Source organism: Chitinophagales bacterium (genome assembly GCA_019638515.1).
Lineage (GTDB): Bacteria > Bacteroidota > Bacteroidia > Chitinophagales > LD1 > UBA7692.
Genome location: JAHBTS010000007.1, coordinates 1 through 22,316 on the forward strand (window position 1 = coordinate 1; position 22,316 = coordinate 22,316).

The following is a 22,316-nucleotide window of genomic DNA, read 5'->3' on the forward strand; positions in this document are numbered from 1 at the left end:
CCGCGATTTATCGTATATGGGTTTGCGCCAAGTAGGCGAAAAGGAAGAGAAATGCCAAAAACATTATTTTTAGCATAGCCTACAACTCAAATAATAGGCGCAACTATTTAGGTACCACAATGGTATAATACTTGGTTGCATAACCTGCCCAAACACCTAATGCTCCACCTGCAATATTGGTTTTTACTTTCACCGGATTGGCAAATGGGCTACCACTGCCATCATTTTCTAATGTATAGTAAAAGTCGTATGTTTTATTGTCGATGTTAGCCCACTTTAAAGTTACCGTATCTCCTTTCAAAAAATAAGAATAGTCTTCGGTATTTACTTTTGTTCCCTTGGCATAGCCGCGCTCCATAGGTAAGGCAATACTTAACCCCACAAATAATTTATCGTTCCAAACCGATTGCGATGCCGGTAAATAAAATGGTTCTTTATTGCGTTTTGTCCAATAACGAACAAAGTTTCCAAAAGTATCCGGCACTGTAATGTTTACAAAAACTGAAACAAAACTATCGTTTTCAATTGGTTTAGGGCGCGGCCTAATCTCCAAATAATCTACACCTTTGGGAGTAGGAATGGTGGTTGAAGCCGTGAGTACTTTACCTTCTACTTCTATTCGCAAATCGTAGCTGGTGTTTTCTTTTCCTACCATAGAGCAATTTCCGTTCAGCAGGCAGTTAAACAAATCGGGAATAGAGTAAATACACACATTAGGTAAAGGAACAGAGTCGTCAATATTAAAACCATAACTTTCTAATAATTGCTTTTTCTGTTCATCAGAAATTGGAAGATTATTTAAGCAATACTCTACCAGTTCTACACTGTCGGTTCCGGATTTTACAGTCATTTTAGCATCGTGCACATAATACGCAGCTAAGTTGTTTATATCAATATTATCGAAAAAGCTTTGCGATTTCGAAAGCAATATCACGGGCGGACGGTCAATTTCTATATTGCCTTCCACCACTAATTGTTGTGCATCTTTGGGTATGTTTACACTAATTTCTTTAGTGCACGAAACCGAGCCTACAACCACTGCTGCCACAAAAATTGCAAGTGGCAAAAAACTTTTTAAAAATGGTACCTGCTGCATATTTAGCTGTCTTTAGGTTTCTTTTTCAAATTAAAACCAAACTTAAAATTCCATGTAATGGAAGGCAATACGGGGAATAGAGATACTTGCTTTGCCGTAAACCTAAAATTCGACTTATTTACCTTGCCGTCTTCACCCTTTTCTGCATTTAAGTCGCCTTTAGAGTCGAGGTAAATAAAATACGGATTTAAGCGGTTGTAAACATTATACACACTTACTGTAATATCGGAATAGTAATTGCGCTTGTGAGGAATAATATAGGTAAAACCAAGGTCTAAACGGTGGTAAGCCGGCAGCTGGTACCAGTTTCTTTTTCCATACACAAAATGCGGATTGCCTTCGTGTAAATAAAATGAAGTTGGCATGGTAGTTCTTTGCCCCGATGAAAACACAAACGTGCCGCTTACTTTCCAATGCTTGCTAATTTCATACATAAGCACTACGCTTAAATCGTGCCTGCGGTCGTAGCGTGCCAAAAAGGTTTCTCCATTATTTATTTCAGGAAACTTACGCCATGTCCATGCTAGCGTGTAACCAATCCAACCTGTAAATTTTCCCAATGCCTTCTTTACAAAAAACTCTGCTCCGGTACTGTATCCTCTACCAAAGGTAAAGAGATCCTCTACATCGGCAGTTAAGCTGCCTACGGCACTTTCTCCATACTCAATTTGGTTGCGCATATCTTTGTAATACACTTCCACCGATGTTTCAAACATATCGTCTTTAAAGTTGTGGAAGTAGCCTAATGCGTATTGAATACCAATTTGCGGCTTTACTTTTAAACTGCTGGGCACCCACAAATCAATAGGTAAAGTAGTAGTAGATTGCGATACCAAATGTATGTATTGCTGGTTCCATGTAATGCCTAATTTTATACTATTGTTTCGCCCCAGTTTAAAACGGGCGCTTAAACGCGGCTCTAAACCCCAGTAGGTTTTTATATGTTGGTTTTTGGCATAGCGCAGCGTATCTATGGCTCTTCCGGCATCATCAAAAACTGTTTTTTCAAAAGGTCCAACTACATTAAACATAGATGCACGTAAGCCAATGTTTATTTTCAACCAACGGAAAGCATCAAAATCATCTAAGAAATAAACAGCGGTTTCGTGTGCGTATTTGGGAGCCTTATTGGTGTTCTTAAAAGTAGTAGTGCCGGAGCTTCCACTTGCTTGGTATGGCGTAAAAATATGATAGTTATACTGCGCACCAAACTGCATAAAATGTCCAATTATAGGCGAATAATCAAAGTCTAATTTGCCGGTGTACTCACGCACGCTGCTGTTTACACCAAACTTCACGCCTTGAAATTGCGTATTGGCAGTAAACTCAAAATCGTTGTAGCAAAAGGTGGCATTGCCAAAAAGTTTGTCGCTGTAAAGGTGATTCCAGCGAACCGTTGCCGTTCGGTTTCCCCACGGAAAATTAAATCCGAAACCGCCTCCGGGTGCAGTAAAGTTAAATACATCGCGCCCTAAATACGCACTAACATATATGCGGTCTTTATCGCTAATTCGGTAATTAAATTTGGCGTTTAAATCGTAGAAATAATAGCCGTTTCCTGCCCATCTTCCGTTATCTAAATTTTTTAGCACAGGGCTTAAAAGTGCATCTATGTAAGTTCTTCTTCCTGAAACAATAAACGACATTTTATCTTTCCACAACGGCCCTTGCACCGTTAAGCGCGAAGCAATAAGTCCTAAACCGCCCTCTACTTCAAACTTTTTCATGTTGCCTTCTTTCATACCAATATCTACCACCGAAGAAAGCCTGCCACCGTACTTTGCAGGCATACCCCCTTTAATTACAGTAGTATTCTTTATGGCATCGCCATTAAACACTGAGAAGAAACCAAATAAGTGCCCTGTATTATACACCACTGCTTCATCTAGTAAAACCAGGTTTTGATCGGGACCACCACCACGTACATAAAAACCACTATTGCCTTCTCCCGCGCTGGCAATACCGGGCAGCAACTGTAATGTTTTTAGCACATCTACCTCACCCAGCAATGCCGGAATTGCTTTTGCCTGTTCAATTTTTATTTCCTGCTTTCCCATTTGGCTGCTTTCTACATTGGCTTTTCGCTCGGCAGAGATTACCACCTCCTTGGTTTCAATTACATTGGAGTGAAAGGCTATATTGAGGCGAACATCTTTATTTAAATCAATTTCTTTTAATTGTGTTTTATAGCCAATATAAGCAGCTTTTATAGTGTACTTTCCCGCAGGTAGTGTAACACTGTAAAAACCATATTCATTGCTGGCAGCTCCTTTATTTAACTCTGTAATAAGTATGGTTGCTCCCAATAATGATTCGCCATTGGCCGAATCTTTTAAATAACCGGAAAGGGTGAATTTCTGCTCTGTATTTTGTGCCCATACTCCCGTAGAATACAGCAATAACCAAGCAATGAAAAGTGATTTACAATAGATGAATTTTAATGGCATAGTTTACGGCATATAATAATGAAACTTACAATGATTTAAATTTTGCGTTGCGCGAAAATAGTTTCCTGCCGTTAATTAAATGGTTAAAAATGAAAGCCAAACGAAAAGTAACAAATTAGCTACAAAAGTTTGAGCTATTAAGCCACACTATCTCATCTGTATCCTTCAAAAGAAAGTTGGTAAAAATCCAATGTATTGGTATCGTTTACTGCCTTACCGTTTATTACAATTCTATTAGGAAATATATAACCATCACCTTTTACCGAATACTTGCCTGTACTGTTATTCACAGAGGCAGCTAGATTAAAACTAAATGCCGAATCGTTTTCTAATGTAGCAGTAGGAATAATTAAAAAAGGCGCTGCATTGTTTAATGTATATTGAATAGTAAAAGATGTATTGCCAACCCGAGTTATTACTACTTTATTGTATTGGTTGTATGCAACAGGTGCGGTGTATGTACCTTCAAAAACAGAGGTTTTATCTATATCGTCTTTTTTGCATGCCTGCAAAAGCACTGCTATTATTACACTTAATAGTAGAATAGTTTTTTTCATACCACTTGTTTTTGCTGCACTAATGATACTAATTTTTACAATTACTCTGCCAAGAAACGGCTAAACCATTTCCCGCTGTCTTTTACTGTTCTCTTTTGGGTTTTAAAATCGTTGTACACTAATCCAAAACGCGGTTTAAAGCCCTCTGCCCATTCAAAATTATCCATAAAACTCCACACAAAATAACCCTGCACATTTACGCCTTCATTCTTTGCTTTCAATACATTCTTTAAATAATCTTTTAAGAACTGAACGCGTTTTACATCTTTCACCTCGTTGTTCTCTAAAGTATCAGGAAATGCAGCTCCGTTTTCGGTTACATACAATCGCTTTATTTGCTTATACGCTGCAAACTGTTTTAAAATGCGGTAAATACCTTCGGGATATACTTCCCAGTTCATCTCTGTAACATCGCCCAATTTTTTTGCAGGCACATTTATACCGTTAATAATGGGCACCACACCCAAATACTGAGCCACCGTTCGGGTATAATTTTGTACACCAATAAAATCGAAATCGAATTGCATGTTCTTTTCGTCTTCCGGCTTCATATACTTTTCTAAATGGTGTAATGCAGGCAAATCTTTAGTTGGATAACCCATACCTAAAATCGGCTCAACAAACAATCTATTCAGCAAGGCATCGGCACGAACGGCTGCCTTCATATCTAATGGATGCGCTGTTTTGGCATCTATCGGGCTGCACGAAAAAGTGGTACCGATATCGCCATTGGGCACTAAATTTTTAAGCACCTTGCCACCTACGGCATGGCTTAATGTTACATAGTGTACGGCTTTGTAAAAGGTCTTAAAACCAAAGATTCCCGGAGCGTGCAAACCCAACAGATAACCGCCTCCCGTAAATGCCATCGGTTCATTAAACACCATCCATTTTTTTACGCCATCGCCCAATTCTTTTGCACATAAAGAAACATACTCTTCAAACCAACCTAAAACATCTCTATTTGTCCAACCTCCTTTATTTTGCAGGGCTTGCGGCAAATCCCAATGGTAGCAAGTTGCCCAAGGTTCTATTCCTTCTTTGTGGCATTTTTCTACTACTCTTTTATAGAAATCTATACCTTTTCTGTTTACTGTTTTGGTGCCTTCTGGCAATACTCTACTCCATGCAATCGAAAATCTGAAAGCCGGAATATTCATGCTGCGCATCAGTTCTATATCTTCGGCATAGCGATGGTAAAAATCGCATGCAACATCGCCATTTTCGCGTGTTTTAATCTTCTTACCGCCTTTGCGGTGCGTAAAATTATCCCATATAGATTCACCTTTGCCATCTTGGTTCCACGCGCCTTCTATCTGATAGGCAGCAGTTGCAGTTCCCCACACAAAATCTTTTCCAAAATCGCTCCTTTTTAATTCATTCTCGGCAAGTAGAAACTGCGATATCACATGCTTGGGCAGCGTGGCTCCGGCTGCAATCATAGCGGCAGTTTTCAACCATTCTTCTCTTGTCATAACTTCTTATTTATTGATACAATTGTGTTTTCTATTCTAAAGTTTAGCGCACTGCCATTTTTCTAATCATAACTGAGAATATTGAAGGGAAATGGCGTTTCATCCACACTCCAAATTTTTCTTTTAAGCCACCTATTACCACTTCTTCTTTTCCGCAACTGATAGCCGAAACTATTTCTGCCGCACATTGCTGTGGCTGTAATCCCTTTTGTGTGGCTTCATCCATTTTTCCGAGTGGTGTACCATCATCGGTTAGTGCATTTAACGATACATTGGTGGCAATAAAACCCGGGCAAACTAACAATACTCGAATGCCATCGTTGTAGCACTCTGCCCTAAGTGAATCAAAAAAACCATGTAATGCATGCTTGGCAGCGGCATAACTACTGCGCCAAGGCGATGGTATTTTACCTACAGCACTTGTAATGGTTACAAATAATCCGGATTGGGCAGTAATCATAAAAGGCAGTACTTGCTTGGTAAGTGCCACCGTGCCAATGTAATTTACATTCATCAGCCTTTTATCTACGTCTATAGATGTGTTTTTTGCCAGCGAGCGCTGGCTTAATCCGGCATTGTTTATGAGTATATCTATACGCCCAAAGCGCTGCACTACCTCGTTTGTTTTCTCTTTAAAGGTTTCCGGCCTCTCTAAATCGAGTGGAAGCACCCAACAGTTTTCTTCACTTAGTGGCAACAACTTTTTTACACGTTGCAGTTCATCTTCGCGCCTGGCAGAAATAACAAGTTTCACATTTTCTTTGGCCAATTCAATTGCCAACGCCTCTCCTATTCCCGATGAAGCTCCGGTGAGCCAAACTACCTTCCCGTTCAAATGTTTCATTCTTCTAAAGACATTAAATCGTAAGTATCGCTAAACTTCTTTTCGGCATTATTAAAACTATTCCAATACTGCACTTCTTCATCCATCATTTTTCTATGTAGCGAATCGGCAATTGCAATTTGCTCTTCGCCCAGCGAGTCGCTTACCAATGAATTGAAATAAGGAACAAAATTTTGATTGATGTATGTTTCGTAAAAACGAAGTAACCCAACAGATGTAGTGCGGAGCGAAGAATCGCCTTCAAAATTTCCCTTAAAATTTACAGAGTCAATTGTTTTTGATATCAGCGAGATGTACTTTTGCGTAACCTCTGAACTTATAGATAAACTGCCGCTGTGGATTGCATCGGCATAATCAATTACACTATCGGTAACAATAGCTGTTGATTTTACTATGGCATCGTGATAGACCTTAGCTTTTCTAGCATTTTCTTTACAAGAAAAAAGCAAAAAAACTGTGCAAGTGATAACAAAAATGGACTTTATGCGAATCATGCGCGAGTAGCGTGAATAACTTTAACAAACCTAATCCTTTTTTTGTCGTATAAAAATATAATACCCGGAAGTATTTGGTTTAAGGTGTACTTGTTTATGAAAAAGAATTTACGGTTGGTGTGTATATGCGTGCTGTTGCTATATGGCATTGTAGCAGCCAAAGCCAACGTAGATAGCTCATACAATAATCGTATCATACTTACCCAAAAAAGCTTCCAAAGCATAAAGCAGAAAATTGCCGATGAATTCCCCAAGGTAGATGCTCATTTTTTCCCACTTGCCGATTCTGCTTTTTCATTCTCACAAAATCCGCAGTTTAGTTCCGAAGAAAAATTCCGCTATGCCAATACATTGCTGCGCTTTATTACTGTAATATACAATAGTGCCACCGATGAAGAAATGGCAAATGGTAAACTAAACGATGGTTTTAAGTACTTCATACTACTTGCCGAGTGGGACAACAAAAAAGTATTGGAAGAAAACATCCGCTTATATAGGAAGTTCACATTAAGCTATGCTTCCCTAATTCCCGATGACAATATTTGCGAAAAATTTATTGTAGCCTATTCAAGGGAAAACCCCACAGAAGTACTGCGCTATGCAGCTCAATTCGGGCAGCGCACTTTTGCATTAGATATTATAGACAGCATGGCAATTGCTGCTCCCGATTTGGTAAAAAAATACCTCTATTCAGAAAATGATGTGAGCGACAATATTGTTCGCAGTAAATCGCCTGCATCGAAATACCTGCTAAGCGTTTATAGAACATATGGACAACGCTCCGATGCTTATCTCTTAGCCTACAACGTATTAAAAAATGAATTTAGCATGGATGCTGCCGATTCTCTTGGCGATAATCCGCAAGACCTTTTTAAAATACTGGTAAGCAACCTAAAAAAGCCCGATGCATTTGGCAAGCATTCAATTTATCAAGTATTAGAAAATTACTCTATCGACCAAGTTCGTAAAGCCAATGAAGTTTCAAAAAGCAGTACCGGATATGCCGTATCGGATTACTTTAAAAACTTAAGCAGCGATGACCTTTTCACCATAATGGTATATGGCCATAAAGAGTTATCGCTGCAAGCATTTACCGATTTGCTCGGTGCCATAAAAAGGCGTATTTACAACCCTTACAGCTATAACTTTATATCATCTATTAGCCCTGCAAAACTCAAACAGTTCTTAGCCTTCTGCGAACGAAACGAAAAACTAGATGTTATCCTGCAAATGGTAGATGGCAAATCGCTCAATTACTTATACCAATTGATGTCGCAAGTTGAAACACCCAATATGAAACCTGATTTCAACATTACAGACTCCTTAGATATTCAACAACTATTACACGGACGCCTTCCCGAAATTGCGCTTACAACATCGCTTAACCGAACACCTAAAACCGAGCCGGATAAAGACCCATTACCGGAAGTTATCACTAAAGAAACCGAATCAATTCCTGTAGAAACAGTAGTAATTGAAACACCTGCCCAACCTATAGAACTCCCTGCCGACAACGTTGCCACCAATGCTGATGCAGTGTTGGTAAAACCAATTGTACTCAGGCTTTCCGAGAAAGAGAAGGCAATGCTTTCTTTAAAGAAAAACCTAACAAATACACTAAAAGAAATTCCGCTCTTTATCAACGAAAGTTATGCCGAAGAGTTACTTACTTATGCCGCCAAACACGAGCCGGATGAAATTTTTAAACGCTTTGAAGCCTATAAAACAAAAGCCTTTGCAACGCGTATTTTAGAAACAGCAGGTAAAGCATCGCCCACTTCAATGAAGCGGTATATCTACAACGCCTCTCACCCCGTTTCTATGCTCCTCGACAAAAGTACCGACAGCGTTATTAAGCAAATAATGAAAATGCCCCACATGGTAGGCTACCAAAGCAAAGCATACACATTTATGGATGCTATTGTAAAGGGGAAATTAACACCCGGCCAAGCAGAAAACCTTTGTAACTCTCCTCAATGTTTATTTAAAGAATTAGTAGCCATAGCCAAACAAAAAGAATACATTGGCTATTATAGTGTAGAGCGTGAACTTACCGATTTTAGCCTCCGTTTTTTACGCGAAATAAACGACAACATTGCACTAAACGAATCAGAGCCCTTTAGAATAGTAGAGAGTTTTTCGCAAGAAGAAATATACTTCTTAATGGTATTTGGAAGAGAAGAAGTAGTTACAGGCTCTTTTAATGGTTTGTACGCTCGTCTTAAAAGCAGAATAAAAACAGGCAATGTTGTTTCGCTATTAAACAATGTAAACCACAATCGTTTCCGCACCTTCATTTCTATGTGTGGTGCCTACGGAAAATTAGAAGAAGTACTAAACGAAATGAGCACCCAGCAACGCGATACGCTGCTGGTTCAATTTACACACCTTTCTAAGAATGAAAACAACAACGATGGTGTAGAAATTGCCGAAACACTCAACAGTATTAAAAACCCGCAAGTGCTTTTGGTGCTGCATTCGCAAATAAAAATTGAGTACGAAAAAGCCGAGCGCGATTCAAACAATATGCTTTTAGCGCTCTACAGCGTTTTAGCCAGTTTGGTAGATGGCAGTGCCGTAGTAGAAAATAATTGGTTCAATACGCTTTCTAAGCAAATAAAACTACCGGCTGTATCGCAACTGCCTACAAAAAATTTAATTGCCGAAAAACAGCGCTGCATAGAGCAAATGTATTTTTACAATGATGTAGATGGGCGCGAATCCTTCACCAACTTTTTAAACACATTTAAAGTACTCCCCACTTGGAAAACAGAAGATAAAGGAAGCTATGTAATGGTAAAAAGTGTAGAAGGAAATGATGTAGAAATTTATGCCAACAAACCCGAATATGAAACCAACGGACAAGATGCCATCAACGATTATTTAAAAGCCAATGACCTTACTCCAACAGTAGTTATCCATCGTGGACACAGCTTCCACACGGCATCCACATTGCAAAACGTAAATGAACATGTAAAACTACTGCTAGTAGGTTCTTGTGGAGGATTCTATAAACTTTCGTACGCTATTGATAATGCACCCGATGCACATATTATTGCCACCAAACAAATTGGCACAAAGAATGTAAACGATCCCATTTTATTAAACCTCTGCGAAGCAATTAGAGTAGGTAAAAACATTGTGTGGAAAGATTTCTGGGAGCAAATGCGCCAGAAAATAGGCACCAATCCTCACTTTGCAGATTACGTGCCGCCACATCAAAACTTAAAATCTCTTTTTAGCAGAGCATACTTTTCACTCTTAGGCGTTTAAATGCAAAAAACTAAAAAACAGCTCCCTCTTATTGCAGCCATATATTTGCTCAACATTGCAACCTGCTTTGCCTTTGCAGCAAACGATAGCATTGCAAAGCGCCCCAATCTTATAGATGCCGAACAAGAGCGTATAGATAAGTTGGACGGCAAATTAGATCGCTACATCAACACCGGAGATACAGCCACAGATAAGCAAGCCGGCTTTGTATATTTTACCACCGTAGATTATATTCAAAAAGTAGTAGATAAGGACCTTATTCCTCACTTAGATAAGATAAACTTTTACGACAACCTCTTTGTAGAACTCCGCAGCGTAAACAAATCAAACTATTACAGAGTAGATGAGTTAGATAAAAAAATCCTCCATGTGCTTGCAGGGCTTAATGCACTTCGCGAAAACAACCTGCAATCGTTTCTGCTCGAAAACATTCCGTTATCAATAAAAATTGCAGGCTTCTTTAAAAACAGCTCTGGCATAAAAGAGTTTCTTACAGTTGCCGCCAAGCGCTATCCCACACAAGTATTGCATTATGCATACCTTTTTGATGATAAAGATTATGCACTTCCCATTTTAGAAAATGCAGTAACTGCAGCACCAGCCTTTGCAAAAAAGTATTTTTTAGAAACCCAACCCATTTTCAGAACCCTAAAAAAGAGCAGCAATACAGCTGTGCAAACCATACTTAGTATTGATAAAAAAATGGGAAAAAGCACCAACGCTTATGTATTGTTAGATGCCATTGAAAATAACCAGCTCACCATAGAAAGCGCCAACGAAATAGGGAAAGAACAATACGCATACCTAAAAACAATGCTCAATATTCGTAAGAAAAAAGAGCCGTTGGCAGAGCATTCACTCGAAGCTGAATTAGTAGTAAATGCACTAAAATACGTGCGTGTAGTAAACGACCTGCACAACGAGCCCGACAATATTCGATTTGCAATTGTAGATTCATTTAATGCTGCCGAGTTATACACGCTCATGGTGTATAGCGAAGAAGAAATTTTCACCTCCACATTTAATGGTTGCTTTAAACGCCTCCTTGCAAAGTTAGACAGCACCAATGGCTACGAATTTATTCAGCAAATGGGCGAAAATAGATTTAGAGCATTCATAAAAATGGCTGCATCTTATGGAAAGCTCGACCAATTTCTAGCCACCATGAAACCGGAGCAGCAGCAACAGTTAATGGTGAAATTTGCCAGCAATTTAGAATTAGATGAAAACGATATTGAGCAAGCTGTAGAAGTAGCAGACGCATTCGGGAGCATATCGGATTCCTCTTTGCTAAACCTGCTGCGCACCACCATAAAAAGTGAATACAAGCGCGTAGATGCACAAAATAGTAAACGCGGAAAAGTAATTTACGGACTACTCTCCAACCTCTTTGCAGGCGATGGCTTATTTAAAGATGAATGGTTCTCCGGCATTGCAGCCAAATACCAATTGCCACCATTAGATAAAGTAAACTTCGAAAACCTCTTTCGTAGAAACCGCCACAATATCTGGCAAATGTACTTTTATGACGATGAAGATGGCGATGCCTCCTTCAAAACATTTTTAGCCGTTTTTAAAGACCCCAACTGGCAAATATTCGACTATCCGCATTATGTAAAAATTGCTTCAAAATCGGGAGCACTGGTAACCATTTATGCCAATAAACCCAAAAGCGAGTACATTGGCCAACCACAAATAGAAAAACTATTAGATAGCCTTAAACAAGAACCCGATGTGATGGTTCACCGCGGCCACAGCTATTATGCCTATAAAACCATCGAAAAAATTCACAGCAACACTGCAGTGTTTATACTTGGCAGTTGTGGAGGTTACAATAGCCTAAAAGGTATTTTTGAACGCAGCCCTAATGTAAGTGTAGTAGCATCCAAGCAAATTGGAACCATGTTTGTAAACAATCCGCTCATTAAACTTTTAGCAGAAGATATTCGCAATTTCAAAGACATAAACTGGTACAGCACTTGGAGCGATTTAGAAACCACCGTGAAAAGCAACAAGCAGGCCTACGAACGCTTTCTAGATTATATTCCACCACATAAAAACTTAGGCGCCTTGTTTATTCGAGCATATAATAGAATGACCGAGGAGTAAACCTCATCGACAAACAGTGCTTTTTCAGTAAAAAACATAGCTTAGCTCCATTACATTATTCTTGAAACAACTCTTCACGGAAACAATTCAATAATGTGATTAAACTTGCTTCGCCAAAAAACATTTAAGCGTAATGATTAAAACCTGTATTACAATACTGCTGGCAGCAGTTAGCGCTTGTTTATATGCGCAATCAGAAAGAATGGTAGAAATGAAACCTACCACTCAATCGCATAATTTTGAACGCAGAGGTGTATCGCTAAAAGAGGCACTTAATCAAATAACGCCAACACCACTCAATGTAAAAAAAGAACAAACCGGCACTTTAATAGTAGCCGTTCTACTTCCTTTTAAAGCAGAAAGCAGCAAGGCAATACTCGATGCCGTTGCAGAAATGAAAGAAAACAGACACCGAGCAAAACTACTTACCGATGAGGCTAAAACAGCTCTAGAATTTTACGATGGCGCAATGCTGGCACTCAAAAAAATACAGAACTCCGAGCACCAACAGTTGAAGATGGAACTTCACTTCTTCGATACTTGGGGAAACGACTCCGTAATAAATGAGCTACTAAAAGAAAAAGCTATTAAAAATGCAAACGTAATTATTGGACCTGCCACCCACGAAGGCGCAAAAAAAATAGCTGAATTTTGTAAGCAAAACAGCATTGTAAACGTACAGCCATTTTCGCCCTCTAAATCTATTACCACCAGCAATCCATATCACGTAAAGTTAGCTCCCACACTAGAAGCGCATATTGATAATATGGTGCGCTCACTTGCCGATTCATTCATGCAAGAAAACATTGTTATTTACACCACCTCCAATAAGAGCGATTTACAAGCAGCCCAGCGCTTAGACTCCATACTTAGAAACTTTGACGGAGCAGGAAAAACCCGCTTCAATATTACATTCTTTAATACCGCAACAGCTATAAAGAGCGAAAAAAAATCGGTAGTAGATGTGCTACACCCTACTAAAAAAAATATAGTGGTGGCTTGCGCGTTTGAAGAGCCAAATGCACAAATGGTAATTAGGCAATTAGCAGCAGCAAAACCACAAGTTATTGTGTATGGAATGCCCACATGGCTCAATTCCGAAGTGCTTCGGTTAGATTATTTAAACAAATTAAATGCCCGCTTTACAGAGCAATTTGTAGAAGATACTTTAGACAATAAAAAGGCAATGGAATTTATTAATTTATACCGCGAAATCAACTTCTCCTTTCCGCCAAAATACGCATGGCTCGGCTACGATGTAATCAATTGGCTATATAATGCAGCTGAGGAAAACGACCGTTTCCCTGCCAATATACAAGGCAGCTTTTATTCCGGAGCAGGATATAAATTCCAATTCCGAATTGCAGAAAGAACACCCAAAACAACTGAAAAACGCGGTATAGATTACTATGAAAACACCTTCTTACACTTATTGCGCATCCAAAACTACACATTACTAAAGGACTGGTAGCCAATGACATTTCTACGCATTTTATTAAGCCGATGCACCGCACCGGAACTGCATAAACTAAAGTTACAACCACTTAAAGGCAATGAATACGAAGTATTGCTTGAAACCATTAAGCACTGTAACAATCCCGACTGTAGCGATGAAGACATACAACACAAGTTACAACTTTCTAAAAGCTACTTCGATAAAATAAATTCCGTACTGCTAAACAAGTGTACCACCATCTTAGCCGGAAGCAACAGCTATGAAGATGCATTTAGTCTTTACCTCGAAAAAGATATTTCCGATCTTGTAAAACACGAACTAAAAATCCGTGAAAAACAAATACTTAAATCCGGTACTAAAGATGAAATTGCGCATTTCTATTACATCGCTTTCCAAAATTTAAGGCGTATTCCCGCCAGCGATTACAACGATGATCTGGCAGAAACCACTGCCAATAAATACCTGCTCAACAAAGAGCAATGCACCGAAGCAGATGAATTAGAAATACGTGCCATGTTAGAAGTTACACGTGCATTTATTAAAGCAGTAACAGGTGAAATGAAAAAGTATGAGCCATTCTTTGTAGAAAAAATGAAGGCAATTTCAACCCAAATTGAAAACAAACCATATTACAATGCTCATTTCCATTATCAATTAGCTTGGGCAAACTATTACGATTACTACACCAGTAATTTTCCAGATTTAGTAAACGCACTTAAAACAGCATTAACCTATTACGAAAAAGCCAAAGACACCATCAGCGAAACCTATAAAATATATGCAATTACCAAACTTGCAAAAGCCTATTGCCATGGCAGCCATTTTGAAGAAGCATTGAAAATTTACCAAGAAGCATTCGACCTGTTTGGAAACCAATTAACGCGCAATCCTTATCACCCAACTATGTATGCCATTGTTTCAATTATCAATGGTAAGTATGCCGAAGCAGAAGTAATAATGAACAACAATTTACAGCACCTGCTCAACTCCGAAAAACCTGGAACTCTGGATTTCGATATATACAGAACTTACGCCATTTTATATATGAACCAAGCTAAGTTCGATAAGGCCTTTTTATACTTAGAAGAAGCACTTAAATTCCGAAGAACCGGTATTAGTTTACTAGGTGATATTTTATTGCGAATGGTACACAATGCATTCTTTGTTTTAAGTGGCGATTTAGCTACGGCAAAAGCCACTTTAGCCCGCAATTTCAAATTCCTTTCTTCAAAGGAAAATGATCCCATGGTGCAGGAATACACTTCTTACTTTAAAATGTTGAAGCAGATTATCCGCTACCGCGAAGGAAAAAAACTACCCAAAGATTTTGCCGAACAACTTGCTCCCTTTCGCCAAGGAATTATGAAACTCTATGGCGATTTACTAGATAAAATGGTGGATTAAACCACACCTGCAAGCAATAAAAAAGCCCGTTCTCAAAAAGAAAACGGGCTTTTTACTTATGGTAAATGTTTTACGAAGCAGATTCTGTAACCACTCTTTTTTCTTGGATACGAGATGCTTTACCTTTTCTATCTCTTTGGTAGTACAATTTAGCTCTGCGTACACGGCCAACTTTGTTTACTTCAATCTTTTCTACAAATGGAGAGAAAAGAGGGAATACTCTTTCTACACCTACGCCATTAGAAATTTTACGAACGGTAAAAGTTTTTGTGGTGCCAATTCCGCGAATTTGAATTACATCGCCACGGAACTCCTGAATACGCTCTTTATTACCCTCTGTAATTTTATATGAAACGGTAACGTTGTCGCCCGGTTTAAAATCTGGATGTGTTTTTGCTTCGCCAAAAAGTAAATCGCTTACTTCTTTAATAACATTATTCATTTTGATGCTGTTTCTGTTTTTTCAAAAAGGAGCGCAAATATAATTTTTCGTTCCGGTATTACAAAACTCTTTTTTATCCAATTTTTTCTGCCACCATATTTACAATGGTTTCAGGCTCCGCCATTCTGCCATTGCCCACTAAACCACTGGCTAATTCGCCATATTCTACCGGAATAAGTAAGTTGCCAAAGGACTCTAATGTTTGCACATTGCGCTGTGTTGCCGGATGCTGCCACATATCAATATCCATTGCCGGGGCAAAAAATACGGGGCACCGTGCCGAAAGATAGGTAGCAAGCAACATATTATCGCAAATACCATTTGCCATTTTTGCCATGGTATTTGCCGTTGCCGGAGCTATAACCATGGCATTTGCCCAACATCCTAATTCAACATGATTATTCCATGCCCCATCTTCCGAAACATTAGTAATTACCGCGTTTTTACTAAGAGTAGATAATGTAACAGGTGTAATAAAATCTAAAGCCGAAGCAGTAGCTATTACTTTTACCTCTGCTCCGGCTTTAATAAACTGTCTTATTAAAATAGCGGCTTTATAGGCTGCTATGGAACCACTCACGCCAAGGATAATTTTCTTTCCTTCTAAACGCATGGCTTATTTTTTAAGAAGCAACTAAGGCTTCTCTTAGTTTTCGTCTGTATTGTCGCGATAGTAAATTGCATCGTCCACAAATTCTGTGGTTGCAATAATGGTTGGGTGCGGTAAACGCTCATAAAAGCGCGAAATCTCAATCTGTTCGCGATTTTCGTTTATTTCTTCTAAAGAATCGTGCGATTCAAAATCTTTTAATTTAGAATGCAACTCCTCTTTCAATTCTTTACCAATTTGGTTTGATCTGCGAGAAATAATATACAAAGATTTGTACACATTACCGGTTCTTTCGGCAAGCGAAGCCAAATTTTGAGTTTCGATGTAAGGATTCAGCTGCGACAACTTTACTTTCTTACTTTTATCCATTAGCTTTTATTTTTTCCAGTGTTTTGTAAGCAATGCGGTACATTTTTTCTGCCTCGCGAGAATACTTACTTTTTTTAAATTGGTCGGCAAAGATAAAATAACTTTTCACAGTTTTTTCTAACGGTTCATTTTTTGCTGCACCCCGCTGTTCCTCTGCCAGTAAAAAATTGTTTTTCACAATTAAAAAGTAAGCATGTTCCTTTATGGTATTACACTTTGCTTTTACTTTCTCATCCTTAATTTTTTCTCTCTGTATGTCGGCTTCTTTAATACATTTAGATAGGATGCGCTCTCTTTCTCCCATATTAGAAGTTTGTGCATGTTCTATTAAGCCTTTCAGCAGTTTATAGTGCGATTCTTGCTCATACTCCTCTGCCTCAGCTATATATTTACTTGAAGAAAATTTGCGATTAAATGCCAAGTAACTGTCTAAAACATGCCTATAGCGCTCTTCCTTTTTAGACGGAATACTATTTTCAGCAAATTTGAAATTAGATTTCACAATCATAAAATAGATACGCTCTGAATTATCTATATCAGGGAATGTTTCAAGTAAGTTTTCAAATGTGGTGGCCGCTGCGCGGTAGTGCCCGGTTTTGTAATACAACTCAGCGTTACTCAGTGCTTTTTTCTCTAATTTTTTCCGCAATTTGGTAATAGCCATATTGCAAGAGTCTATCCGCTTATGGTTATCGTAAAAATTATTAAGATACAGCATGTAGCCCTCTATGGCCTTATAGGTATTTACCTGCTCCAGCTCGTACTGTGGCGATTGATTATCTAAACTCTTAGCATGAAGATACAAACACTCTTCTGCATGTGTGCTGGCGGGATAAAGATCGAAAAAGTTCTTGAAGTGATACGATGAAATAATGTAGTCGCCTTGCTTATAGTTGGCCAAACAATAGTAATAGTATATTTCTTCTGTAGATTTTGAGCCTTTATATAAGCCCATTAACTCTTCAAACACGGGAATGCATTTGTAGTACTGCTTCTTATTGTACCACTGCATGGCTTTTTTGTACTTGTAATCTAAATCAGTACTCTTTAATAATTGTTCGGGAGTATCGCAACTTTGCCACAGCAAAACAAATGCTAAGAAAAATAAAGAGAGGGAAAAATGTTTAAACACTCCGTACGAAATAATTTATGAAGCAGCAACCAATATGGCATTACAGGCATCACTGGCACTTATATTTTCGTGCGATGCCGTATAAACCACTTTGCCTTTATGTAAAACAATAAGTTGTGGCGATTGGTGCACCACATTAAACTTTTCGGCTACGGCATTAGATACAGGGCGAAAAGCCAATAAATCCAACAAAAAAACCGGACACTCACTTTCTGGAGCTTGCCATTCTTTTTCAAAAGCCTTTTTAGCAAAAACACTTACCGGACACCGAGTACTGTGCTTAAAAACAGCTATCGGATGTTCAAAAGAAAGCGTTTCCAGCTCATCTACACGAACCTCGCTATTTAGTTCTAACCAATTCATACTAATTAGGCACGAACTTCTTTAACGCTGCTTTCTGCTTTAGTGTATGTTGGGCAAGTTTGGCGATGGCAGGAACTTATGCCTATAATTCCGGCAATAGAAACAACTGCAATAATTGATTTCATTAATTTGTTCATGGCGCAAGTTTAAAAAATGAACGCGAAAATACCTTAAAAATTGTTTTTATTGTTAGCAACATACCGCTGTGTATTCTTTTTGTCAAGTTTTGGGAAATAGAAATTGTATTATTGAACTGCCATGCTTTCTCCAACGCGCACTCCTGCTCAAATTGCAGAACACTTTATTCATTTTACCTCTAAAAACATTTTTTTAACCGGTAAAGCGGGAACGGGCAAAACCACTTTGCTCAAAAAGATAATAGAAACCTCACATAAAAAAACAATTGTGGCAGCACCCACCGGTATTGCCGCACTCAATGCCGGAGGAGTAACGCTACACTCACAATTTCAGCTACCGTTGGGAGGTTTTCTACCCACACATGGAAGTTTTATTGCCGATGGTGCTGTAAAGTTTGAAACCAAAGCCACTTTAGGTAGGCATTTGCAAATGAATGGACGCAAGCGCCAAACCATACGCGAAGCCGAGTTACTTATTATAGACGAAGTGAGCATGTTGCGTGCCGACCTGCTCGATGCAATTGATTTTGTATTACAACATATACGCAGAAAAAACCAACCTTTTGGTGGCTTACAAGTTTTGTTTATTGGCGACTTGCTTCAGCTTCCTCCGGTAATAAAAAAAGAAGAATGGAAGCTATTGCAAGCATACTACCACAGCCCGTTTTTCTTTGCCGCACAAGTATTACAGCAGCATCCGCCCGTGTATATTGAATTAGATAAAATTTATCGCCAGCAAGATGAAAAATTCACCGCCATACTCAACCGAATACGCTACAACGAAATAGAACCATACGATGCTGAAGAGCTAAACCGCTACTATATTCCCAATTTTAAACCTAAGCCCGAAGATGGTTTTATCACTTTAACCACGCACAACCGCATTGCCGATGAAATAAACCAGCGCGAACTTCACAACATTCCCTCCCACCCTTCTACCTTTCATGCCATTATAGAAAACGATTTTCCCGAAAATATTTTCCCCTGCGAAACTGCGCTTGTACTCAAAAAAGATGCGCAAGTAATGTTTATTAAAAACGACTATTCGGGCGAAGGCAAATTTTTTAATGGCAAAATTGGCACGGTTAAGTCAATTGAAAACGACACCATTATTGTTGAAACCGATTCGCATGCACATATTGAAGTTGAACGCCATACTTGGCAAAACATTCGCTATTCGGTAGATGAAAACTCTCGCGAAATTAAAGAAGAAGTTTTAGGCTCATTTTCGCAATATCCATTGCGCTTGGCTTGGGCAATTACCATACACAAAAGCCAAGGTTTAACATTCGACAAGGCAATTATTGATGTGCGCAACATCTTTGCCTCTGGGCAAACTTATGTAGCGCTATCGCGTTTGCGCAGTTTAAACGGATTAGTTTTATCTACTCCATTTTCTGTACGTGGCATTGCAAACGACACATCGGTATTGCACTACGAAAACTCCCAAGAAGAACAAGGCAACTTAACACAGCACTTGCTCCATGCTTCTATGGAATATCTACAAATTTCTGTAAAAGACAGTTACGATTTTTCGCAACTCCAGCGCGATTGGCTAATGCATCTTGCATCTTACAACAAACTCGAAAACCTTTCTGAAAAACAAAAGCACTTAGAATGGGCACAAGAACAATTAGAAAGCCTAAAAAGTATTGCCCAAACTGCCGAAAAGTTTTCTAATCAACTTCAATACATTTTTGCACAGAAAACAATAGATAAGCCTTTTATTATTGAAAGATTACAGGCTGCCAAAAACTATTTTACCGAACCTTTAAAGAAAATTGATGCGGCAGTTTTCCTGCATAAACGCAAAATGCAATTGGCAAAAAACACCAAAGCCTACGCAGAAGAATTAGAAGAATTAGATGCCCAACTTTTAAACAAACTAAGGCAAATTCATAAATGCGAAACCATTGCACTCACTATACTACAAGAACAGTCTTCCATAAAAAAAGAGTGGATAAACAGTTTCGATACTTCGTGGCGAACAGCCCTAGCAAACATTAAAATTGAAGCACCCGAAAAGCCCGAAAAGAAGAAAAAGGAAAAAGGCGAAACCTACCGTGTTACACTGGCAATGTACCAAGAAGGAAAAAGCCTAGAAACCATTGCACACGAAAGAAACCTAAGCAAAAGCACTATTGAATCGCACTTTGTAAAACTAATCCAACAAGGAGAAGTACCCATACTTAAAATAATGACCTACGAACGTTGGATCGAAATAAAAAATAGTATAGAAGAATACCCAAAACTATCGCTCACAGAACTAAAAAACCTTTTTGAAGAGCAGTTCTCTTTCGGAGAATTAAAAATGGTAAAAGCAAGCCTGCAAACCGACATTGATATATATTAGAGCAACTGCCTTTTTCGCCTTCCCATTTAGCGCTTGATTCTTGATCTCTCTATTTGCACCTGTTTTATTCAAATTTAAAACACGAATAATCGTAAACCTATTTTATGAAAAGATAGCCGATTTATTTAGTGCAAATAATAAATCTATGAATAATTTAAGCTACGGTAAACGAACCTGTTTGAAACACCGTACCTGAAAGGTTCTTCACTTCAAAAAGATGTGTTTTTGTTTTCATTGCTGATTATTTTTGAATTAGGTTTTGTTATTTCAAACTGATATTTTTGGTGATGGGAGCATCCCAATCGGGGTCGTTTACCGTTACATTGGCAGAGAAGGTGTTATCAGCATTTACCTTACCGTTTGAAAGATTGAAAGCAATACCTAAGTAGGTAATGTTGCCAGAGTAAGTGCCACCTGAATTGGTAAGCGGTAAGTTTACATCAAAAGCATCAGCCCATGTCCAGCAGGAATCGCCTTTTTGGGACCATTCGCCTTTTATATTTATGCTTGATTGACTTGTTGATGCAGCACATGCAATTGAAGCCCCCACTAATACATTACTATAGCTTAAAGAGCATCCGCCATTGAAACTTGTAGTGACGGCAAAGGCTGAGTAAGTGTCGCTATAAAAACTTGTTTTGGTTTTAATCCCGGGGGCTGTAACATTGCCATTGGTATACACGGCAACATTTGCACTAGCATCTTCACAACTTACCTTATAGTTGCCGGGGCGGGATGAAACCCGTATGCTGTAATATCCATTGGTATTTGTAAAAGTTGAGTAGCGTAGTATGTCGCTGCTAAAAACTACTTTTCTGTTCTTGGCGGGCTTATCGTTGCAATCCACAACTTGCCCGGTAATTACACAGGCACTGGCAAAAACATCACAATTAATAAATCTGCTGATGAAATCCAAGGTTACTTCAGAGCTTCCCACTGTAATTCCTCCGCTGTAATTCCACTGCCCTGAGATTTCGTTAAAAGTCCATGCGCGTGATGATGAAGAAAGCGATGAGGCTACTTGTGGAGATAGCTGAATAGCAACTCTGGCATTCCCCGGATTGGGTGTCAGTATATTACCGTTATTGTCAATAAAATCAATGGCTGCAAAACCTTGTGTTTCCATAATGCCCGGGTTGCCGCTGGTGTCTAATGCCGAGAAATCGCCTCCGGGCATTAATTCGTCTATAGAGGGATCATCTGCTTGAATATAACGGGCGCGTACGGTTACGCTACCTGAATATGCGCTTCCCGATTCCGTTACAAATCCTTTGTTGCCAACGGATATTGAAAAAGTTCCAAAGGAGGCATTGCCGCCTGTGGCTGCGTTTCCGATAGGAGTTTCAGAGCCATCATAATTTATCAGCTTAATTACTGTGTAATCGGAAGCGTCTTTACTTTTGGTTACATTGCGGTAGCCGGGAAAATAATCTGGCGCAGTAGCTTTAATCAGCACTACGTCTGTATTGGCAACTGGGTTTTTCAGTTCGAATTTTCCATAGACATCGGTAACCACAGTTTGGCTCCCTGCTGAAACTTTGGCTCCTTTAACGGGTAAATTCCCTTCGTTCACCACCATTCCGTAAACAGAGCCGGATGTGGGCGTACCTTTGTTGCTGTTGTTTTCTTTTTTGCATGCTGTTATACAACTTAGTGTAAGTGTCAGCGCAATAAATGTTGCGATAGCAACTTGCCTTTTCATAATAGATAGTTTGTTTTTGCCTACTCTATAGTCCCCTTTTCGGCTGCCTGGGT

17 protein-coding genes are annotated in these 22,316 nt (G+C 39.0%); 5 read left to right on the forward strand and 12 right to left on the reverse strand.

What is annotated here, in order from left to right; genetic code table 11:
- Positions 1-103: 103 nt before the first annotated feature.
- The 6 genes from KF872_11010 to KF872_11035 all read right to left on the reverse strand — a co-directional run bounded on the left by KF872_11010 (position 104) and on the right by KF872_11035 (position 6,913).
- Positions 104-1,096: a DUF4249 family protein gene (locus tag KF872_11010; protein ID MBX2904070.1), complete on the reverse strand. Its 993-nt coding sequence runs from the start codon at positions 1,094-1,096 to the stop codon at positions 104-106.
- Positions 1,097-1,098: 2 nt separating this feature from the next.
- Positions 1,099-3,543, reverse strand: a complete 2,445-nt coding sequence (locus KF872_11015) for a TonB-dependent receptor (GenBank protein MBX2904071.1) — start codon at positions 3,541-3,543, stop codon at positions 1,099-1,101.
- A gap of 152 nt (positions 3,544-3,695) precedes the next feature.
- A complete protein-coding gene (locus KF872_11020; protein ID MBX2904072.1) occupies positions 3,696-4,100 on the reverse strand; it encodes a hypothetical protein in 405 nt (134 codons plus the stop codon).
- A 41-nt stretch (positions 4,101-4,141) separates the two neighbouring features.
- Complete coding sequence (locus tag KF872_11025; GenBank protein ID MBX2904073.1) at positions 4,142-5,542, reverse strand: beta-glucosidase; 1,401 nt, start codon at positions 5,540-5,542, stop codon at positions 4,142-4,144.
- Positions 5,543-5,618: 76 nt separating this feature from the next.
- A complete protein-coding gene (locus KF872_11030; GenBank protein MBX2904074.1) occupies positions 5,619-6,419 on the reverse strand; it encodes an SDR family oxidoreductase in 801 nt (266 codons plus the stop codon).
- Positions 6,416-6,913 carry a hypothetical protein gene (locus tag KF872_11035; protein MBX2904075.1) on the reverse strand — a complete coding sequence of 166 codons (498 nt, stop codon included), beginning with the start codon at positions 6,911-6,913 and terminating at the stop codon, positions 6,416-6,418. Before KF872_11035 ends, KF872_11030 begins: the two co-directional genes overlap by 4 nt.
- 96 nt (positions 6,914-7,009) lie before the next feature.
- Here KF872_11035 and KF872_11040 point away from each other — a divergent pair, with 96 nt between their 5' ends.
- The 4 genes from KF872_11040 (at position 7,010) to KF872_11055 (ending at position 15,155) form a co-directional block, all read left to right on the forward strand.
- Complete coding sequence (locus KF872_11040) at positions 7,010-10,186, forward strand: hypothetical protein (protein MBX2904076.1); 3,177 nt, start codon at positions 7,010-7,012, stop codon at positions 10,184-10,186.
- Positions 10,187-12,295: a hypothetical protein gene (locus tag KF872_11045; GenBank protein MBX2904077.1), complete on the forward strand. Its 2,109-nt coding sequence runs from the start codon at positions 10,187-10,189 to the stop codon at positions 12,293-12,295.
- Between the two features lie 133 nt (positions 12,296-12,428).
- Positions 12,429-13,766: an amino acid ABC transporter substrate-binding protein gene (locus tag KF872_11050; protein ID MBX2904078.1), complete on the forward strand. Its 1,338-nt coding sequence runs from the start codon at positions 12,429-12,431 to the stop codon at positions 13,764-13,766.
- Between the two features lie 3 nt (positions 13,767-13,769).
- Positions 13,770-15,155 (forward strand): hypothetical protein, encoded by a 1,386-nt coding sequence (locus KF872_11055; protein MBX2904079.1) that lies wholly within the window; start codon positions 13,770-13,772, stop codon positions 15,153-15,155.
- A 70-nt stretch (positions 15,156-15,225) separates the two neighbouring features.
- On the opposite strand, the gene rplS is transcribed toward KF872_11055, so the two are convergent.
- The 5 genes from rplS to ytxJ all read right to left on the reverse strand — a co-directional run bounded on the left by rplS (position 15,226) and on the right by ytxJ (position 18,071).
- Positions 15,226-15,597: a 50S ribosomal protein L19 gene (rplS, locus tag KF872_11060; GenBank protein MBX2904080.1), complete on the reverse strand. Its 372-nt coding sequence runs from the start codon at positions 15,595-15,597 to the stop codon at positions 15,226-15,228.
- Positions 15,598-15,670: 73 nt separating this feature from the next.
- Positions 15,671-16,210 carry a phosphopantothenoylcysteine decarboxylase gene (locus tag KF872_11065; protein MBX2904081.1) on the reverse strand — a complete coding sequence of 180 codons (540 nt, stop codon included), beginning with the start codon at positions 16,208-16,210 and terminating at the stop codon, positions 15,671-15,673.
- Between the two features lie 33 nt (positions 16,211-16,243).
- Positions 16,244-16,576, reverse strand: coding sequence for a DNA-directed RNA polymerase subunit omega (locus KF872_11070; GenBank protein ID MBX2904082.1), 333 nt, complete (start codon positions 16,574-16,576; stop codon positions 16,244-16,246).
- Positions 16,569-17,708 carry an outer membrane protein assembly factor BamD gene (gene bamD / locus KF872_11075; protein MBX2904083.1) on the reverse strand — a complete coding sequence of 380 codons (1,140 nt, stop codon included), beginning with the start codon at positions 17,706-17,708 and terminating at the stop codon, positions 16,569-16,571. The genes KF872_11070 and bamD overlap by 8 nt, the downstream gene beginning before the upstream one ends.
- 15 nt (positions 17,709-17,723) lie before the next feature.
- Complete coding sequence (ytxJ, locus tag KF872_11080) at positions 17,724-18,071, reverse strand: bacillithiol system redox-active protein YtxJ (protein ID MBX2904084.1); 348 nt, start codon at positions 18,069-18,071, stop codon at positions 17,724-17,726.
- Positions 18,072-18,329: 258 nt separating this feature from the next.
- Here ytxJ and KF872_11085 point away from each other — a divergent pair, with 258 nt between their 5' ends.
- Positions 18,330-20,561, forward strand: coding sequence for a helix-turn-helix domain-containing protein (locus KF872_11085; protein MBX2904085.1), 2,232 nt, complete (start codon positions 18,330-18,332; stop codon positions 20,559-20,561).
- A gap of 262 nt (positions 20,562-20,823) precedes the next feature.
- On the opposite strand, the gene KF872_11090 is transcribed toward KF872_11085, so the two are convergent.
- Positions 20,824-22,263, reverse strand: a complete 1,440-nt coding sequence (locus KF872_11090) for a hypothetical protein (GenBank protein MBX2904086.1) — start codon at positions 22,261-22,263, stop codon at positions 20,824-20,826.
- Positions 22,264-22,316 lie beyond the last annotated feature (53 nt).

Coding starts and splice junctions, on each gene's coding strand:
- KF872_11010 (MBX2904070.1), bottom strand. CDS start 1,096: ATGCAGCAGGTACCATTTTTAAAAAGTTTTTTGCCACTTGCAATTTTT.
- KF872_11015 (MBX2904071.1), bottom strand. CDS start 3,543: ATGCCATTAAAATTCATCTATTGTAAATCACTTTTCATTGCTTGGTTA.
- KF872_11020 (MBX2904072.1), bottom strand. CDS start 4,100: ATGAAAAAAACTATTCTACTATTAAGTGTAATAATAGCAGTGCTTTTG.
- KF872_11025 (MBX2904073.1), bottom strand. CDS start 5,542: ATGATTGCAGCCGGAGCCACGCTGCCCAAGCATGTGATATCGCAGTTT.
- KF872_11030 (MBX2904074.1), bottom strand. CDS start 6,419: ATGAAACATTTGAACGGGAAGGTAGTTTGGCTCACCGGAGCTTCATCG.
- KF872_11035 (MBX2904075.1), bottom strand. CDS start 6,913: ATGATTCGCATAAAGTCCATTTTTGTTATCACTTGCACAGTTTTTTTG.
- KF872_11040 (MBX2904076.1), top strand. CDS start 7,010: ATGAAAAAGAATTTACGGTTGGTGTGTATATGCGTGCTGTTGCTATAT.
- KF872_11045 (MBX2904077.1), top strand. CDS start 10,187: ATGCAAAAAACTAAAAAACAGCTCCCTCTTATTGCAGCCATATATTTG.
- KF872_11050 (MBX2904078.1), top strand. CDS start 12,429: ATGATTAAAACCTGTATTACAATACTGCTGGCAGCAGTTAGCGCTTGT.
- KF872_11055 (MBX2904079.1), top strand. CDS start 13,770: ATGACATTTCTACGCATTTTATTAAGCCGATGCACCGCACCGGAACTG.
- rplS (MBX2904080.1), bottom strand. CDS start 15,597: ATGAATAATGTTATTAAAGAAGTAAGCGATTTACTTTTTGGCGAAGCA.
- KF872_11065 (MBX2904081.1), bottom strand. CDS start 16,210: ATGCGTTTAGAAGGAAAGAAAATTATCCTTGGCGTGAGTGGTTCCATA.
- KF872_11070 (MBX2904082.1), bottom strand. CDS start 16,576: ATGGATAAAAGTAAGAAAGTAAAGTTGTCGCAGCTGAATCCTTACATC.
- ytxJ (MBX2904084.1), bottom strand. CDS start 18,071: ATGAATTGGTTAGAACTAAATAGCGAGGTTCGTGTAGATGAGCTGGAA.
- KF872_11085 (MBX2904085.1), top strand. CDS start 18,330: ATGCTTTCTCCAACGCGCACTCCTGCTCAAATTGCAGAACACTTTATT.
- KF872_11090 (MBX2904086.1), bottom strand. CDS start 22,263: ATGAAAAGGCAAGTTGCTATCGCAACATTTATTGCGCTGACACTTACA.